16 protein-coding genes are annotated in these 17417 nt (G+C 33.3%); 8 read left to right on the plus strand and 8 right to left on the minus strand.

Annotated elements, in window-relative coordinates; all coding sequences use genetic code 11:
- Nucleotides 1-82: 82 nt before the first annotated feature.
- The 5 genes from PKK00_05535 (at nt 83) to PKK00_05555 (ending at nt 4179) form a co-directional block, all read left to right on the plus strand.
- Nucleotides 83-526, plus strand: coding sequence for a VOC family protein (locus PKK00_05535; GenBank protein HNW97854.1), 444 nt, complete (start codon nt 83-85; stop codon nt 524-526).
- A 22-nt stretch (nt 527-548) separates the two neighbouring features.
- On the plus strand, nt 549-998 hold the full coding sequence (locus PKK00_05540; GenBank protein HNW97855.1) for an SRPBCC family protein: 450 nt from the start codon (nt 549-551) through the stop codon (nt 996-998).
- Between the two features lie 29 nt (nt 999-1027).
- A complete protein-coding gene (locus PKK00_05545) occupies nt 1028-1735 on the plus strand; it encodes a hypothetical protein (protein ID HNW97856.1) in 708 nt (235 codons plus the stop codon).
- A gap of 304 nt (nt 1736-2039) precedes the next feature.
- Nucleotides 2040-3515, plus strand: a complete 1476-nt coding sequence (locus PKK00_05550; protein HNW97857.1) for a DUF2079 domain-containing protein — start codon at nt 2040-2042, stop codon at nt 3513-3515.
- 1 nt (nt 3516) lies between these two features.
- The gene (locus PKK00_05555) at nt 3517-4179 is read left to right on the plus strand and encodes a YggS family pyridoxal phosphate-dependent enzyme (protein HNW97858.1); all 663 of its coding nucleotides are present in this window, start codon (nt 3517-3519) and stop codon (nt 4177-4179) included.
- Nucleotides 4180-4194: 15 nt separating this feature from the next.
- On the opposite strand, the gene PKK00_05560 is transcribed toward PKK00_05555, so the two are convergent.
- From PKK00_05560 to PKK00_05595, 8 genes are all read right to left on the minus strand, one after another.
- Nucleotides 4195-6612, minus strand: coding sequence for a transglycosylase domain-containing protein (locus PKK00_05560; GenBank protein ID HNW97859.1), 2418 nt, complete (start codon nt 6610-6612; stop codon nt 4195-4197).
- 285 nt (nt 6613-6897) lie between these two features.
- The gene (locus PKK00_05565) at nt 6898-8313 is read right to left on the minus strand and encodes an inorganic phosphate transporter (GenBank protein HNW97860.1); all 1416 of its coding nucleotides are present in this window, start codon (nt 8311-8313) and stop codon (nt 6898-6900) included.
- A gap of 198 nt (nt 8314-8511) precedes the next feature.
- Nucleotides 8512-9927, minus strand: a complete 1416-nt coding sequence (locus PKK00_05570; GenBank protein ID HNW97861.1) for an inorganic phosphate transporter — start codon at nt 9925-9927, stop codon at nt 8512-8514.
- 91 nt (nt 9928-10018) lie between these two features.
- Nucleotides 10019-11434 carry an inorganic phosphate transporter gene (locus tag PKK00_05575; GenBank protein HNW97862.1) on the minus strand — a complete coding sequence of 472 codons (1416 nt, stop codon included), beginning with the start codon at nt 11432-11434 and terminating at the stop codon, nt 10019-10021.
- A gap of 418 nt (nt 11435-11852) precedes the next feature.
- On the minus strand, nt 11853-12299 hold the full coding sequence (locus PKK00_05580; GenBank protein ID HNW97863.1) for a hypothetical protein: 447 nt from the start codon (nt 12297-12299) through the stop codon (nt 11853-11855).
- A 56-nt stretch (nt 12300-12355) separates the two neighbouring features.
- Entirely contained in the window at nt 12356-13861 is a 1506-nt protein-coding gene (locus PKK00_05585; GenBank protein ID HNW97864.1) for an NAD(P)H-hydrate dehydratase, read from the minus strand.
- Between the two features lie 52 nt (nt 13862-13913).
- The gene (locus PKK00_05590; protein HNW97865.1) at nt 13914-14291 is read right to left on the minus strand and encodes a CCC motif membrane protein; all 378 of its coding nucleotides are present in this window, start codon (nt 14289-14291) and stop codon (nt 13914-13916) included.
- An 11-nt stretch (nt 14292-14302) separates the two neighbouring features.
- Complete coding sequence (locus PKK00_05595; GenBank protein HNW97866.1) at nt 14303-14596, minus strand: DUF2752 domain-containing protein; 294 nt, start codon at nt 14594-14596, stop codon at nt 14303-14305.
- 93 nt (nt 14597-14689) lie between these two features.
- Between PKK00_05595 and lepB the strand changes: the two genes are divergently transcribed.
- The 3 genes from lepB to PKK00_05610 all read left to right on the plus strand — a co-directional run bounded on the left by lepB (nt 14690) and on the right by PKK00_05610 (nt 17407).
- Entirely contained in the window at nt 14690-15745 is a 1056-nt protein-coding gene (lepB, locus tag PKK00_05600) for a signal peptidase I (protein ID HNW97867.1), read from the plus strand.
- 26 nt (nt 15746-15771) lie between these two features.
- Nucleotides 15772-16383 carry a WbqC family protein gene (locus tag PKK00_05605; GenBank protein ID HNW97868.1) on the plus strand — a complete coding sequence of 204 codons (612 nt, stop codon included), beginning with the start codon at nt 15772-15774 and terminating at the stop codon, nt 16381-16383.
- A 136-nt stretch (nt 16384-16519) separates the two neighbouring features.
- Nucleotides 16520-17407: a hypothetical protein gene (locus PKK00_05610; GenBank protein ID HNW97869.1), complete on the plus strand. Its 888-nt coding sequence runs from the start codon at nt 16520-16522 to the stop codon at nt 17405-17407.
- Nucleotides 17408-17417: the final 10 nt, after the last annotated feature.

A 17417-nucleotide genomic window follows, 5' to 3' on the forward strand; every position in this document is an offset into this window, starting at 1 on the left:
ACGTTACAAAATTATTTTTTTAATTTTGTCCAGCTATTTAGGGGGGTAAGACAGTTTCAATAAAAATTAAACAAATAATTAAATGGCAAAAACAAATATATACTTGAACTTTCAAGGCAACGCAGAAGAAGCGTTTAACTGCTACAAATCAGTTTTCAAAACAGAATGGGCTGCACCCATCATGCGGATGGGAGACATCCCTCAACAAGACGGAATGCCAAAACTTTCTGATACCGAAAAAAAAATGGTAATGCATGTATCGCTTCCCATTTTAGGAGGTATAAACATTATGGGAACTGATATGCTTGAGAGTATGGGACACAAACTTAAAATCGGCAACAATACAACAATTAGTTTAGAACCCGACACGAAAGAAGAAGCCGACAGAATATACAACGCACTTTCCACAGGAGCGACAGAATGTGTAGCACCACATGATGAGTTCTGGGGTTACTGGGGTGTATGCCTTGACAGGTTCGGCATTCGATGGATGTTCAATGTTCCGAAGCAACCATTTAATAAATAATCACTAAATTAAAATCCATAAAATGGCAAACAACAGCGTATCCTTACACAGAGTGCTTAAAGCATCTCCCGAAAAAATTTATCGAGCTTTTACGGATGCAAATGCCATGGCGTCATGGATTCCGCCCAATGGTTTTTTATGTATCGTTCATAGCATGGATGTAAAAAATGGCGGTAACTACCGCATGTCTTTTATCAATTTTTCTACTGGTAACGGACATTCATTTGGCGGAACATACATAGAATTGAAACCGAATGAATTTATTAAATATACTGACAAATTTGAAGACCCGAATTTGCCTGGGGAAATGACCACTTCCGTATGGCTTAAAAAGGTCATTTGCGGTACAGAACTTAAAATCATTCAAGAATGTATTCCTCCTGCTATACCTACAGAAATGTGTTATTTAGGATGGCAAGAATCTTTAGACAAATTGAAAAAACTAGTTGAGCCAGAAATTCCCGATGCTTAAACCTATTGACTACTTGATAAATTTCTCATATGAAAAGACATTTCCTTATTCTATTAATAATATTTTATGCTTTAAAATCATTCGGTCAGTCAAAAACTTTTGAAAGGACCGATGAGTACTTTGCATTTATAGAAAATAATACTGACACCAGCTCATTGAAGTTAGTAAAAACCTATAATTTTAATAACATAAAAATTAAGGACATTGAAAATATTTTCTTCAACCTAAAAATTGATGCAAGAAATCTTGACGCAAATTGTTACAAATTAATTCATTTATCTAAAGATACTTCTTCTAAAACTATAAGCATGAATATTAATACATATTTAGCTTCAGACTCCATATTAAATATTAATTTCAAAAATCATGAAAAGAACACAGTATATATTTTCCCAGACAAAAATTCAATTAGTGATATATTTTCATTTAAGCTCAACAATAAAAATAAAATAATAAAAAATCAAACTTATTTAAAATATGTAATACCCAAAAACTATAAGGCTAAAATAAATAAAGGCGGATTCACTGGGTTAACTGTTATTGTAACATGGGGGATTAATAAAACGGCAAGGTACTTTGTAATAAAGGAAAATGCTAAAAATAAATTAAAACCGAAGCTTGTTGCGTCTCCATATGGTGGTATTGGTTTAAGTTTTTCAAAAGACTCAAATGCTTTAACATACTTTGACAACGACCTATCAAGACTATTAGTTTTAATATATAAAGAATTAAATTAATTAATGATAGATATAATTTTCATGTATCAACGTTTTGTATCGATTGACATAAAGCTTGTGACACAAATATAAATATGTTCGCGATCGTCTCATGACTAGTTCAAAAAAATAACAACTCATGAAAACCTACTTATCAAAAATACTCGATTGGAGAACGGATGATATAGCCAGTCAATATGATGAACTGCCGCTATGGTCGGCGCTGTTTTAATTATATCTGATGACGATTTTCCCAACGGATAATTGTTAAATATCACTTTCTGGTTTATACAAAATTCCTACTTTTACAATCTAATTTCTATTCATGCTTCAATCAAACGATATAAAATTCAGAATCACCAAAGCATCGGTTTTCTTTTTCTTTGCAATGCTTTACGGTATCATATCGCTGGTTAATCATTACATGTTCCGCACCAATGCGCACGATTACGGAATATATAACCAGACGCTGTGGGATTATGCACATTTCAGGATTAACAACAACAGTGTGATACAACCCGGTTTCGGCAATATTCTCAGCGATCATTTTGAATTATTGCTAATGCTTATTTCGCCTTTTTATTACATCTTCGGATCTTACACATTATTAATTTTCCAGGTTATTTCAATATTGGTTGGAGGTCAAGGTGTTTTTAAATATGTTGAGTTGATTAGTGAAAATAAAAAGTTTGCACTCGCAGCAAGCATACATTTCTTTTTATTTTTCGCAATCTATTCAGCGCTTGCATTCGACTACCATAATAATGTTCCCGGCACAATGACAATTCCCTGGATATTTTATTTTATCCACAAAAATCAATGGAAACAAACTTTCTTCTGTTTGATTATTCTTCTGATATCAAAGGAGAATATGGCATTGTGGGGATTCTTCATTTTTATTTCTTTGATAATAAAATACAGAAATGAAAAGAAAAAAATTCTATGGTCGGGAATTTTTGCAGGCATATGTATTGTGTATTTTCTTTTGGTAGTAAAATTGATTATTCCTTCGCTTGGCTCTTCATCCGGCTCAGGCGGAAACTACCTGCATTTCCGGTATGCAGCATTGGGCAGCAACATGACTGAAGCAATAAAAACAATAATTACAAAACCTTTGTACGCTTTAAAATTATTATTTGTAAATCATCTGGGAAACCCCGATTACAATTATATCAAAGCAGAACTACACATTATTATTTTACTTTCGGGTGGAATACTTTTATTCTTCCGTCCATATTATTTATTGATGCTACTGCCTGTTTACGGACAGAAAATGTTTTGCGATTATTTCACCTACTGGGGCTTAGGTTATCATTACTCAATTGAATTTGCTCCCATTATCACGATTGGCGCATTTACTTTTCTTAACGACATAAAAAAAGAAAAAACAAAGAACATAATAGTTTATTCATTATTAATAATCACAGCTATTGTAACTGCGCATACATTTGATAGTACTCGCACTCATTTCATCAGGCAGAAACAACGTTTCTATACAAAGCCGCACTATGTAAGGAATTTCGACATTAAAGAATCTTATACATCATTAAAATTAATTCCTGCCGATGCGAAAGTTTGCGCACAGGATGAATTTGTTTCTCATTTGTGCTTTAGGAGAAATATTTATGTATATCCTTCTATTGAAGATGCAGACTATATTTACCTGAATACAAATTCAAATATTTATCCTTATTGGGATGATAAAAAATATTTGTCGGATATCGACTCACTGCGGAATGCAAAAGAATGGGAAAATATTTACGATAAAAATTTCACACTGATCTTTAAACGAAAAAAATAATATGAGTATCAAAGAGAATTTACTCAAATTAAATGAAGAGATTCCTTCAAATGTCAAGTTAATAGCGGTAAGTAAAACCAATCCCGTTGAAAAAATTCTGGAAGCTTACCAATGCGGACAAAAAGTTTTTGGTGAAAATCGCGTACAGGAACTGATTGAAAAGCAACCTAAACTTCCTGATGACATTGAATGGCACTTTATAGGTCACATGCAATCAAATAAAGTAAAATACATTGCTTCTTACATTTCGATGATTCATAGCGTGGAAAGTCTGAAATTATTACAGGAAATAAATAAAGAAGCTCAGAAAAAAAACAGGATTATCAATTGCCTCCTTGAAATGTACATTGCAAAAGAAGAAACTAAATTCGGGTTAGACTACGAAGAAGCTGTCGCAATAATTGAATCGGAAGAATACAAAAAAATGCAGAACATCAGAATCTGCGGAGTAATGGGAATGGCAACATTTTCGGAAGATACTGAATTGGTACGTAATGAATTTAAAGATCTGAAAACTATTTATCATCAATTAAAATCAAAATATTTTTGCGAGGATAAATATTTTAGAGAAATCTCGATGGGCATGTCTGGTGATTATACAATTGCAATTGAAGAAGGCAGCACTATTGTACGTATTGGAACAGCTATTTTTGGTGAGCGATAAATATAAGTATAAAAATCAAGGACAATCCTTACACTTTTCCTCAGTTTTTTTAACTTTCTTTTTTGATTTTGATTTTGTCTTTGCTGATTTAGGTTTAGTTTTTAATGAATCACTTTTATCCGCATCATCAGTATCAGTAGTATCTTTTTTCTCCCATGCAGTAGGACAGTAATATTTTTTTGAAATTTTTATACTGGGTTCAGGAAATTTTCCTTTTGTGATTTTGGGATATTTATTATCATAAACCTTGGTCATAAAAAAACCAAAAATAGGTAATGCAGAATGGCAGCCTTCCATATGTTCCTCTTTACGAAAATGGATACAGCGCTCTTCGCCGCCTACCCATGAACCTGCAACAATATCTTTAGTAACTCCCATAAACCAGCCATCGGAATAATTTGACGAGGTACCTGTTTTACCACCAATGTCATTACCGCCAAAAATATCGGCATATTCCCAAAGTTGCTGTGATGTTCCACCGGGCTCTTCCAGTCCGCCTTTCAACATATAGGTCATCAGCCAGGCTGTTTCTTTGCTCAATACTTGTTTTTGCTTAGGTTTGAATTCTTTGATCAGTTTGCCATCCCTGTCGGTAATTTTTAAAACGAGCATTGGTTCGGAATATATTCCCTGGTTCATGAAAACAGAATAAGCAGCAACCATTTCAAGTAATGTAACATCGTTCGACCCCAAACCTATTGATGGTACCGGTTTAAGTTTTGCAGTAATACCAAGCTTTTTAGCATAATCAGCAACCGTTTGAAATCCTATTTTTTCAGAAAGCTGCACCGTAACGGAATTACATGATTTCGCCATGGCATGCCTCAATGTCATTTCTCTGCCTGTGTATTCCCAATCTGCATTATGAGGCGACCATTCCATATCCTTTCCATCTTCTTTATATTTTATTGTTACCTGCTGGTCAACAATGCGGTCGCATGGCGACCAGCCTTTATCAATAGCAGCGCAATAAACAAAAGGTTTAAATGTAGAACCCGGTTGCCTTTTCGCCTGATTCACATGATCGTATTTAAAATATTTATAATTAATTCCACCAACCCATGCAAGAACTTTTCCTGTAAACGGATCCATCACCACGAAGCCCGCATTCAGAAAACGCTTCATATACCTGATGGAATCAAGAGAACTCATAGTAAATTCTTCTTCTCCTTTTTTCCATGAAAATAATTTCATCTTATGAGGCCTGTTTAACTCAGCATTTACCGAATCAATATTATTATCATAGCGTTTTAATAATTTCTTATACAAGGCTGTTTTCTTTACCTGGTCTTCTATAAAATTTTCAATTTCATTGTCGTTCTCATCAATCCATGGGTTTTCATCACCCCAATGTTCTTTAAACCTTCTCTGTAATATTTTCATTTGTTCTTCAACCGATTTCTCTGCATATTTCTGCAATTTCGAATCAATAGAAGTGTATATTTTTAAACCACTTGTATAAATATCATAACCACTTTCCTTACACCAGTCTTTCAAATAAGTTGCAACAGCTGAACGGATGTATGAACCCAATTCCGTTTCAGTAGGGTCTTCAACGCTATAATTAAGGACTATAGGTAATTTGCTGATGGAGTCAAATTCATGCTGTGTAATGTAATTATATTTCAACATTTGCGAAAGCACTGTATTCCTGCGTTCCAGACTTTTCTGAGGATGTACGGCCGGGCTGAATGTAGTCGGCGCTTTAAGCATTCCCACTAGGGTAGCTGCTTCCTGGATATTTAGCGATACAGGTAATTTATTAAAATACGTTTTACTTGCCACTTTTATCCCAAACGAATTGCTGCCAAAATCAACAGCATTCAAATACATGGTGAGTATTTCTTCCTTTGAATAATAATGTTCAAGTTTTACCGCAGTAACCCATTCTTTACTTTTTACTACGATTGTTCTCATGAATGGCACATAGCCTAATAACCCACGCGATGTTTTACGGGTTTTATATAAATTCTTTGCCAGCTGCTGAGTAATGGTACTGCCTCCCCTGTTATCTCCTTTTATTATATACCAGAACACCGAGAATGTTGCTTTTAAATCAATTCCACTATGATCATAAAAACGCGCATCTTCAGTAGCAATTAATGCATTCAGAATATTCTTGTTGATTTCGCCGTATTCAACCGGTGCCCTGTTTTCATTAAAATATTTCCCAATAAGAACACTGTCGCATGTATACAATTCAGATGAAACGGCCATTTCTGGACCTTTATCTTTATCAATGCTTGGCGACGAACCAAAAAGCCAGAGAAAATTTATAATGACAGCAAAGAAGTATATGAAAACAAATAGAAAAAAATTAAAAGTATATTTCAGGAACTTTCTGATGATTTTTGCCGGCCATACAGGTTTTTCAAGATAAGGAACAATTTTAAAAATACCTTTTTTAATGAAGGAAAAGAATTTATTTTTCATTATCCATAACCATTTCAGTAATGAATAAATGAATTGTATAGCACGCAGAAAAGGATTCTTACTTTTTTGCTCGTTATTTATCGTTTGTTCTGATGTATCCAATTGCTCTGAAACAAATAAAAAAAGAATATAATTTTAGAGTTGCAAAATTATACTTTTTATGCAAAGAGGGCATTAAAATGATTCTAAATTTCATATCACAAAGATTATCAATAGATATAATTTTAAAATTTTATAGAGAACAAAGGTTTTAATGTAGACAAACTTGATTATAGCACTGATACATTATGCTATAATATATCGCAGCAGGATAAATAGTAAGCCCGAAACTATTATAGTAACCGGTAATGTTATAAGCCATGCGATACCTATATTTTTAATTGTTTTCATTTGCAGGTTTTTCAAACCGCTATCAGAAACCATTGTTCCTGCAATACCTGAAGAAAGAACATGAGTTGTGCTTACCGGAAGCCCAAACGAAGTGGAAACAGCTATAGTGCTTGCTGCAATAATTTCAGCGCTGGCACCCTGAGCATAGGTAAGATGTGTTTTCCCGATCTTCTCTCCTATGGTTATAACAATACGCTTCCATCCTATCATGGTTCCTAAACCAAGAGAGAGAGAGATTATAAGTATTACCCACCATGGCGAATATTCAGTATACGTTTTCATTTCTTTTACAGAAGATGAAACAATTGCAATTTCTGCTTTACTTAAATTTAATTTTGACACTTCAGGATTTTTCAGGATCAGCTTATCCAATTTCTTTGAAACCGTGATAATATTTTTCCTGATATTAAAATTCGATTTATCTTTTTTATCAAATTCTTTCAAACCTATAACTTTATCTTCAATGCTTAACATACTTTTTTTAATTGCAGATAGTTCCGATTTACTATCTGAACTTAAACTTAAAGTATCAATTTTGTTAATAATATTTTCAATTTTCACTACTTGTTCTTTTAATACAAGAGGGTTTTTACTCATATCCACTGCAAAATGTGCGGGAATAATTCCTATAAAAATAATCATCAGTAACCCCACTCCTTTTTGTCCATCGTTGGAGCCATGCGAAAAGCTTACACTGGTACACGTTAGAACAAGTATCGATCTTATCCATAATGGTGGCGCTTTGGAGCTGGAAGGTTCCTGGAAAATAGTTGATCTCTTTTTAAAAATATATTTCAGAAGGAACATTAATAATAACGCCATTCCAAAACCAAATACCGGCGATATTAACAATGACAATCCTACATCTTCAACTTTAGCCCAGTTAAGCGCTATATGACCTGTTCCGGGTAAAAGCATATATGCAATTCCAACTCCGAATATAGAACCTATTAAGGTATGTGAACTGGAGCAGGGTATTCCGAAATACCATGTTCCAAGATTCCAGATAACTGCGGTAAGTATAAGTGACAGTATCATTGCCACTCCATGATAAATGTTCTGGTCAATTAACGCTTCGGTGGGAAGCAGGTTTACAATACCCATGGCTACCGCGATTCCGCCAGTATAAACACCCAGGAAGTTCCAGAATCCTGACCATATTACAGCAATTCTCGGTTTTAATGAATGTGTATAAATTACTGTTGCTACTGCATTAGCGGTATCATGAAATCCATTAATAAATTCGAAAATACAAACTGCTAAAATGCAAACGAAAAGTAAAACTGTGAGGCCTGTGTCTAATCCAAACATAAATTAATTTTATATTACAAAAATATAAAGCCTTCATCAATAATAACGTTTAGGAATCATTACGAATATATTAATAAATCATTAACTCCACTGACGCAATGAAAAACTTCAAGTTCCAAGTACCAGGAATTACAACTAACTTTTTATTAAATATTTTTCTTTGAATTTAAAATTTGGGTCTTGTAGCTTGAGACATAATTAATGAAGAATCCAGCGGAGTAAAAGGAATAAGGACCCTGAAAGTACTATGGTTACAGGCAAAGTGATAACCCAAGCTAATCCAATGTTTTTTATTGTACTGGCTTGTAAATTTTTCCAGCCATCTTCAGCTACCATCGAACCGGCAACACCAGAACTTAACACATGTGTTGTGCTTACCGGAAGACCCAATAATGAAGAAATACTTATTGTACTTGCTGCTACCAACTGGCTTGCTGCTCCCTGTGCATATGTCATAGGGGTTTTGCCAATTTTTTCTCCAACAGTCATCACAATTCGCTTCCATCCTATCATTGTTCCAACTCCAAGCGAAAGAGATATCATTAAAATAACCCACCATGGGGCATATTCAGTGTTTGTTTTAATTAAAGCTACATTCTTTTTTAAATCGTTTATATCTGATGATGAAATAATATTTTGTTTTCCTTTGAGCGATAACAATAGTTTGTCTGTTGTTTTCCCAATAAGAAGGATATCTTTTCGTATTTCGAAATGGCGTGATTCGGGTATTTGTTTAAACGATGTAACTTTCCCGGTAATGGATTGAATTGTATCTATTCTTTGTTTTATAAGATCCACATTTTCATTAATTGCTTTATCACTTAACGCATTATTATCAATACGATTTATTATAAGTTCAATTTTGTTCATACATAAATTCAATTCTGCAGGTTTTTTTGAAAGGTTGACTGCAAAATAACCCGGAACAATACCTATGAGTATCATCATTACTAGTCCTACTCCTTTTTGCCCATCGTTAGAGCCATGTGAAAAACTCACACCTGTACTGGTTAAGATCAGCAGGGAACGAATCCATATTGGTGGTTTTTTATTAGCAGAAGGCGCTTCAAATATTTTTTTCTTCTTTATGATCTTCTTTAAAAAAAGCAATAAAAACAATGTTAAGAATAAACCTAATACAGGTGATATCAATAGCGACAACCCTACTTCCTCAACTTTATGCCAGTTCAAAGCCACACTGCTGCTTCCCGGCAAAAAACCAAATGCCAATCCTACTCCGAAAATTGAACCTATCAATGTATGCGAACTTGAAACGGGAATACCTAAATACCATGTTCCGAGATTCCAGATTATTGCAGTAAGAATAAGTGCCATGACCATTGCAATACCATGCATCATATTGGCATCAACTAATGCCTCAACGGGCAAAAGGTTTACAATGCCCATTGCAACAGCAATTCCACCAAAATACACACCTATAAAATTCCAAAATCCTGACCATATCACGGCAATCCTTGGCTTTAAGGAGTGCGTATAAATTACCGTTGCAACAGCATTGGCAGTATCATGAAACCCATTGATGAATTCAAACGCACATGCGGCAAGCAAACATAATAAAAGTACAATTGTTAATCCTGTATCGAGTCCAAACATAAAGATAATTAGAATTTCAAAAATACTGAAATTAAAAGGAATTATCTTTTACCTGATATTAAGAAATAGTTAATTCTGATTGCTGAAATATTTATCCGATAAGCCAGCGGAGCAAAAGAAATATGGAACCTGATAGTACTGTAGTAACAGGTAATGTGATCACCCATGACAAAGCAATACTTTTTATCGTTTTGCCTTGAAGGTTATCCAGACCTTTTTGTGCAACCATACTACCGGCTATACCTGAATTAAGAACATGTGTAGTGCTTACAGGCAATCCGAATAATGTTGATGCGCTTATTGTTGCAGCAGCCATAATCTGGCTTGTAGCTCCCTGTGCATAATTGAGCTGTGTCTTACCAATTTTTTCACCTACAGTAACAACAATTCTTTTCCAACCTATCATTGTTCCCATTCCAAGTGAAATCGAAACCATAAGAATTACCCACCATGGAGCATATTCTGTATTCTTTTTCATACCTGCAACATATTGGCTCATCATCCTGTTATCATCAGCAGAAAGCGCTTTATTGTCATCTTCCTTAATGCTTTTAAGAAGTTTATCAGAAGTCTTTGCAAGCAAAAGGATATCTTTTCTAATAGCAAAATGTTCAGTTTTAGGTATGGCATCGAAACTTTTAGCATCACTAATTATATTTTGTAATGAATCCGCTTCACATTTTATAAAATGTACCTTTTCTAATTGCTCGGCATTTAATTTAGTAGTATCTATTCTGTGAATTGAATTTTCTATCTGAACAATATTATTTTTAAGATCCACAGGGTTTTGTTTAAGGTCGAGCGCAAAATAGCCGGGAACAATCCCTATTAATATCAACATTATTAAACCTACACCCTTTTGCCCGTCATTAGACCCGTGTGCAAAACTTATCCCAATACATGATAAAACCATAATTGACCGGATACCTGTTGGTGGGGCTTTCCCCGTTGGAGGTTTTTTAAATATCTGGCTATTGCCCATCACTATTTTTAAAAAATACATGATAAATAATGCAAAGAAAAAACCTATAAATGGGGATACTAATAGTGATAATCCTACATCGCCTACTTTAGTCCAATTTAATGCAACATTAGTGCTTCCCGGTAAAAACCGGTATGCCAGACCTACTCCAAAAATAGAACCTATTAGTGAATGCGAACTGGAAATAGGGATTCCAAAAGTCCAGTTGGTAAGATTCCATATTATTGCAGTACATATCAGCGACATGATCATAGCAATCCCATGCGCCATATTATTATCAACCAAGGCTTCAACAGGAAGCAGGTTCACGATTCCCATTGCCACTGCAATCCCGCCAAAGTATACACCAATAAAATTCATTATCCCCGACATCATTACGGCTATACGTGGTTTCAGCGAATTCGTGTAAATAACCGTAGCTACTGCATTTGCTGTATCGTGAAATCCATTAATAAATTCGAAGCCACAAGCACAAACCATGCACATGATTAATAGGAGCGTTACACCTGTATCTAATCCAAACATATTATCATATTAAGCATTCAAAAGTATGTTAATTTAATGTTAAAACAGGTTGCGCAATATTAAGAAATTGTTAAGTTTATTTTTAACATTTATTTTTATAAAAAAAATGGCTGACGACTTTCCTGCTTTATATATTTTAAAATTCTAAACTAAAAAATTAGCGGGATATCTTGCAAAAGATATCCCGCTGAGTAACTACACCAATTACAATCCTCAACTTAAATAATTAAAACTTCATCAGTTTTTTTTGTATACTTCCTTTCATCACTTATTGCATTTAAAATATTGGTACCCGATGGAATATTAATATAACGGAATAAGTACTTTAGTAATATTTTAAAACTTATCACCTTAAGTTAAAGTATTCATTAAAGGATAAAAGTTTTTACGGACTTATATTTTCAATATTTCTATATATTTAAAAACTTTTAAATATATTTACCAAAGCTGTAGCTACACTTACTGCTTCAGTGGCAGTGCTTACTGTGGAAGTTGAAATCGTATTCAAACCACCTATAGATAATAATTTATTTACAACAGATAATGAATTGCTTGCTGTAATAACACCATTTGAACCGGTAACCAGTCCAGCTGCAAATGCAGTTTTATAGGCAGCATCATTTCCGTGAGCTTTTAATGTTTTATAATATGTGGCTAATTCAACAACATTTAATAAGGTTGTAGAGTTAGTCATATCCACTTTACCGGTAGATTTATACTGCGTGTAAAGACTTAACAAAACTTTACCGCAAGCCGATCCTGCATTTGTTGCAGCAGCATTACTGGTGGCAATATTTGAAAGGCTACTGCATGAAGCAATAAATAATACAGTAATAACTAAAATTGTGATTTTATTTTTTTTCATTTTATATATTTTTAATGATTAATAATCATGATTATTTTTATTGAAAAAAGATTTTGTTATAATTTTTTAAAAGCTCCCGATATATTTTCTATTATATCACCTGCTATTAACGAAGGTTCACCTTTTTCTTCAGCAGCCAAATCCCCGGCTAATCCATGCATATAGGTACCTATTATACAAGTTTCAAATGAAGAATAGCCACAAGCCTTTAATCCCAATAACATTCCGGTAAGCACATCACCGCTTCCACCGGTTGCCATTCCGGGGTTTCCTGTTGAATTAAAAAAGAAATGTCCGTCGGGAGTGGAAATAGTTGTGAAGGCTCCTTTATAAATAATATAAATACCATATTTAACCGAAAGTTCTTTTTGTAATTCCAAACGATGATTGCTGTTAACAGGTTTCCCTGCAAGCCTTGCAAACTCGCCGGGATGAGGCGTTAAAATGCTATGCTTAGGAATAAATGAAAGCCATGTTTTATTTTCAGCTAAAATATTTATTGCATCGGCATCGAAAATAACAGGCACTGAAGAATTTTGAATAAGTAGTTTCAATAAGTTTTGTGTATCCTTCTCCAGCCCTATTCCCGGGCCTATTGCGACAGCGTTGTATTTTGAAATATCGGGCAGTGTTCTTAAAAAATTATTTTCATCATCAACCGAACACATAGCTTCCGGAACAGAAGTTTGTATGATTTCATAACCGCATTTAGGAATATGTGTGGTAAGCAAACCTGCACCACTTCTTAAACATGCTTTTGAACCTAAAGCAGCAGCGCCCATTTTTCCAAAACTTCCCGAGAAAAATATTGCATGCCCGAAGTTCCCTTTGTGCGCGTATTTCCCTCGATGTTTAAGCAAAAGTTTAATATCATTTTCTTCAATAAAAAAATAAGATGAAGATAATTCTTCAATGGAATTTTTATCTAAACCAATATCGAGCAAAACCCATTCACCAACGTATTGTTCATTCTCGGGAAACAAAAATGCAAGTTTCGGAACCTGGAATGTAAGCGTAAAATCAGCCTGAATAATATTCTTAAATTTATTTTTTGAATTATCTTCAGAAAATAATCCAGATGGAAAATCAATTGCGATTACTAATGAATTGGCTTCATTAATCTTTTCGATCACGTCGGCAGCAAAGTATTCAACAGGCTTCGACAAACCGGAACCAAAAATAGCATCAATAATTACATCATCATTTTTTATTTCAGGAAAATCATTCGCATCAGCAATTTCAGCAATCTTTATATTTTTAAGTTTTTTCAGTCGTTCATAATTCTTACTGAAATCATCAGAAGTTTTTTCGGAATATTTTATGATCAATGTTTTAACAGCATAGCCTTTCCTGTGTAAATGCCTTGCTATTACAAGCCCATCACCACCATTATTACCCAACCCGCAAACCACAAAAATTTTTTTTGATTTTTCGATATTCGCAATAATCCATTCGGTGCATTTTGTTGCAGCACGTTCCATAAGGTTTATGGAAGTTATTGGCTCGTGTTCAATGGTATATTTATCAACCTGCCTTATTTGTTCAGAAGTAAGGATTTTCATTTTATAAAAATAAAATTCATAAAACAAAAGAGGGCTAAAGCCCTCCTACATATTAATGATTCATCATATCCCAGGGCATACTTGAAAGAAAAGCTCCCAGAAAAGCAATAACAATAATAACATATATCAGGAATAATGCTGAAAGTATCGTCCCAATTATGGCACAAACTCTTCCTGCTTTCATATTATTATAAGAAGTTAAAGAATACATGTTTGGATTGGCATTGAAAGTAGCAGTTGCCTTACCTGACATTGACAAAGCAATGATTCCTAAAATTAACCCGACAATACCGTATCCCCAGCAAAATACTATTGATAATATTCCCAATACTAAAACAGCTGTTGAATTAGGTAATTGAGGCTGTTGATAAAACCCTTGAGGATTTTGATAATTTGGCGGAGGCGCCTGGTTAAAGTTTTGATTTTCCATATGATTTATTTTTAATAATTGATGAGTTTAACAACAAAGTTTATTACAATTATAATTGATGTAAATATAAATGAAATTTTTAAAACATTTGCACCATTTCTAAATTTATAAATAAGATGAAAAATTAAATACCCCAGTATAAATATAATTGGTATTAATGCAGGATACATTTTTAAACTTTCAATAAGGTTCCCGCGTAAAAGCTCAATCAGTGCACGCTGCATTCCGCAACCGGGACAATCAACACCTAAATACTTATGATAAAAGCAAGGCAATGTATGTTGTTCAAGCCAATCGGCAAACATCTTAATTTTATTTTTTTCTGTTATTACAAATTTAATAATTATCTGGTATTTGTATCAAAACAAAACCTGATAAAATAATTTATATAAATTTGTATGAAAGATACGATTTTGAATTTTCTTCAGAAACATAGCAATACATTAAAAAACTTGACGGATTGGGTAAAAGCAATCTTATTTGCTCTTATAATCGTATTCTTCATAAAAACTTTTTTTTACGAATCATATACTATCCCTTCCACATCAATGGAGAATACCCTTTTGCGTGGCGACAATATCCTTGTTAGTAAATTTAATTATGGACCTCGTCTTTCACTAATGAAAATTATTTTTCCATTTTTAGATAGTGATGAATCGTTATTTTTCCGTTTGCCAGGTATCTCTTCTGTTCACAGGAATGATGTTATCGTTTTTAATTATCCTATTAACGAGAAAAAAAATATCGAACAACGAACTCCTTTTATTAAACGCTGTGTTGCGCTGCCCGGTGATACTCTTAAAATTAAAAACAGCCATGTTATTGTTAATGGTGATATTCTGGAAGAAAGTGAAAATATAGAATTTAATTATTTTATACGAACCAACAAACCTTTCAATACCGATTCGCTTTCAGATTTGGGCATTACTGAAGGCGGCCCTGTTATGGATATGGCGCATTATAATTTTGCGATGACTCGAAAAATGGCAAAATTCATTAAAAAGAAAAGTAATGTTGAAGAAATTAAAATCATATCGGAGGACAGTGGATTGTATTCTTCAAATTTGTTTCCATCATCAATGTATTATATGTGGAATATGGATAATTATGGACCTGTTGTGATTCCAAAAAAAGGAACAACCGTAAAACTTAATAAACTCACATTACCCTTATACTATAGAATTATCAGCGTTTATGAAGGAAATATAATAAACGTAAAAAATGACAGTATTTGTACAATAAACGGTATCCCTTCAAAAACCTATACATTTAAAATGAATTATTATTTCGTAATGGGCGATAACAGGCATAATTCAAGAGATTCGCGTTTCTGGGGATTTTTACCTGAGGACCATATAATCGGAAAAGCAGTAATGATATGGTTTTCTACTGACCGGTTTAAACCTACATTTAATAAATTCAGGAGCGACAGATGGTTTAAAATGATACGTTAGATTGAAGAAACACGATTAATGATTTTATGAATAATAATAGTTACAATATATTTTCTACTGCTTACCTTCCGCCTATTTCTGTTATCAGCAAAATCAACATATATAAATGTATCTATATTGATATATATGAAAATTATGTAAAGCAGACCTTTCGTAACCGTTGTCATATTTTATCTGCTAATGGGAAATTATCATTAAGTATTCCTGTAAAAAAAGTAAATGGAAATCACACGCTTACCAAAGATATCGAGATTGATAATAGTCAGCCATGGCAAAAGATACACTGGCGTGCAATAGAATCGGCTTACAGCAACTCTCCTTTTTTTCTTTATTACAGGGATGCGTTTGAACCATTCTATTTAATGGAAACAAAATATCTTATCGATTTTAATAATGAGCTTCTTAATTTAATTCTAAAACTTACCGGTATTAAAACTGAAATTTTATTTTCTGAAAAATATTTTCAACCATCAATAAATATCATCGACTTGCGAAATTCGATTTCACCAAAAAAAGAAAATAACATATCATCGAAAAAATACAACCAGGTTTTTTCAGAAAAATTTGATTTTATTAATGATTTAAGTATTATTGATTTGCTTTTCAACGAAGGGAAGTTCTGCAAAGAATACTTATAATAATACATACATTAACAGGCAGAATACATAAGGCATTTATTATATGATTTATTATTTCTCACTGAATGAAATATTTTTTATTCAAAGGTTTTATAATAAAATTTTTATATTTGGTAATTAAAATAAAGCTAATAATATGAAAAAGGTAATATTTAAACTTGCTGTAATGTTATTTATTCTGCAATGCGGAGTTAATGTTAATGCGCAACAAAACGATTCATTAAAAGCCAATGACACTATTATTAAAAAACTTTATATCGTAACCAAAAATGATGGCGCCCAGTATGTCGGGTATATTTTAAAAAATGATGAAAGAGAAGTTCTTATTGAAACCAAAGAGATGGGGAAATTATATATTCCAAAATATGAAATAAAAAAAATTGAGGAAGTAACTGAAAAAAATTATTCGAGCACTAATTATGATGGAGCGGATTTATTCGGCACAAGATATTTTATTAACACCAATGGTTTGCCGACAAAAAGAAAAGATGATTCCTATGTAAGTATAAATTATTATGGCCCTGATATTAATTTCTGTGTTGGTGATAATTTTTCATTAGGAGTTATGACCACATGGGCTTGTATGCCTATTGTAGGTTATGCAAAGCAATCCATTAGTTTAAGTGAAAATCTTAACTTAGGAATTGGAGCATACCTGGGAACTCTAAGCTGGATAAAACCAAAGTATTTTGGAGGTATGTGTTTCGGTTCATTAACATACGGCAACAGGCGAAATAACATTATGGCTTCAGGTGGTTATGCCTTTGCTTCGCTTGAAGATGAAGTTAATGGAATAACAACTTTATCTTTAGCAGGGATTGTGAAAACAGGTAAGAAAACTTCTTTTGTTGTCGATTCATATTTTTTTGTTGGTGATGAAAATGTAGTTGCTGTAGTTATTCCGGGATTTCGATTTTCAAAAAAACAAAACAGGGCGTTTCAATTTGGTTTTGCAGGAATAATAGCTGATGATTTCACATTCCCCATACCTATTCCTTTTATGAGCTGGATGATGAAGTTCTAGTAGTAAGTAG

The sequence above is a fragment of the Bacteroidales bacterium genome (genome assembly GCA_035353855.1).
Taxonomy (GTDB): Bacteria; Bacteroidota; Bacteroidia; order Bacteroidales; family CG2-30-32-10; genus DAOQAK01.

Coding starts and splice junctions, on each gene's coding strand:
- PKK00_05550 (HNW97857.1), top strand. CDS start 2,040: ATGCTTCAATCAAACGATATAAAATTCAGAATCACCAAAGCATCGGTT.
- PKK00_05540 (HNW97855.1), top strand. CDS start 549: ATGGCAAACAACAGCGTATCCTTACACAGAGTGCTTAAAGCATCTCCC.
- PKK00_05575 (HNW97862.1), bottom strand. CDS start 11,434: ATGTTTGGATTAGATACAGGTGTAACGCTCCTATTAATCATGTGCATG.
- PKK00_05555 (HNW97858.1), top strand. CDS start 3,517: ATGAGTATCAAAGAGAATTTACTCAAATTAAATGAAGAGATTCCTTCA.
- PKK00_05535 (HNW97854.1), top strand. CDS start 83: ATGGCAAAAACAAATATATACTTGAACTTTCAAGGCAACGCAGAAGAA.
- PKK00_05610 (HNW97869.1), top strand. CDS start 16,520: ATGAAAAAGGTAATATTTAAACTTGCTGTAATGTTATTTATTCTGCAA.
- PKK00_05580 (HNW97863.1), bottom strand. CDS start 12,299: ATGAAAAAAAATAAAATCACAATTTTAGTTATTACTGTATTATTTATT.
- PKK00_05605 (HNW97868.1), top strand. CDS start 15,772: ATGAATAATAATAGTTACAATATATTTTCTACTGCTTACCTTCCGCCT.
- lepB (HNW97867.1), top strand. CDS start 14,690: ATGAAAGATACGATTTTGAATTTTCTTCAGAAACATAGCAATACATTA.
- PKK00_05560 (HNW97859.1), bottom strand. CDS start 6,612: ATGAAAAATAAATTCTTTTCCTTCATTAAAAAAGGTATTTTTAAAATT.
- PKK00_05590 (HNW97865.1), bottom strand. CDS start 14,291: ATGGAAAATCAAAACTTTAACCAGGCGCCTCCGCCAAATTATCAAAAT.
- PKK00_05570 (HNW97861.1), bottom strand. CDS start 9,927: ATGTTTGGACTCGATACAGGATTAACAATTGTACTTTTATTATGTTTG.
- PKK00_05545 (HNW97856.1), top strand. CDS start 1,028: ATGAAAAGACATTTCCTTATTCTATTAATAATATTTTATGCTTTAAAA.
- PKK00_05585 (HNW97864.1), bottom strand. CDS start 13,861: ATGAAAATCCTTACTTCTGAACAAATAAGGCAGGTTGATAAATATACC.
- PKK00_05565 (HNW97860.1), bottom strand. CDS start 8,313: ATGTTTGGATTAGACACAGGCCTCACAGTTTTACTTTTCGTTTGCATT.
- PKK00_05595 (HNW97866.1), bottom strand. CDS start 14,596: ATGTTTGCCGATTGGCTTGAACAACATACATTGCCTTGCTTTTATCAT.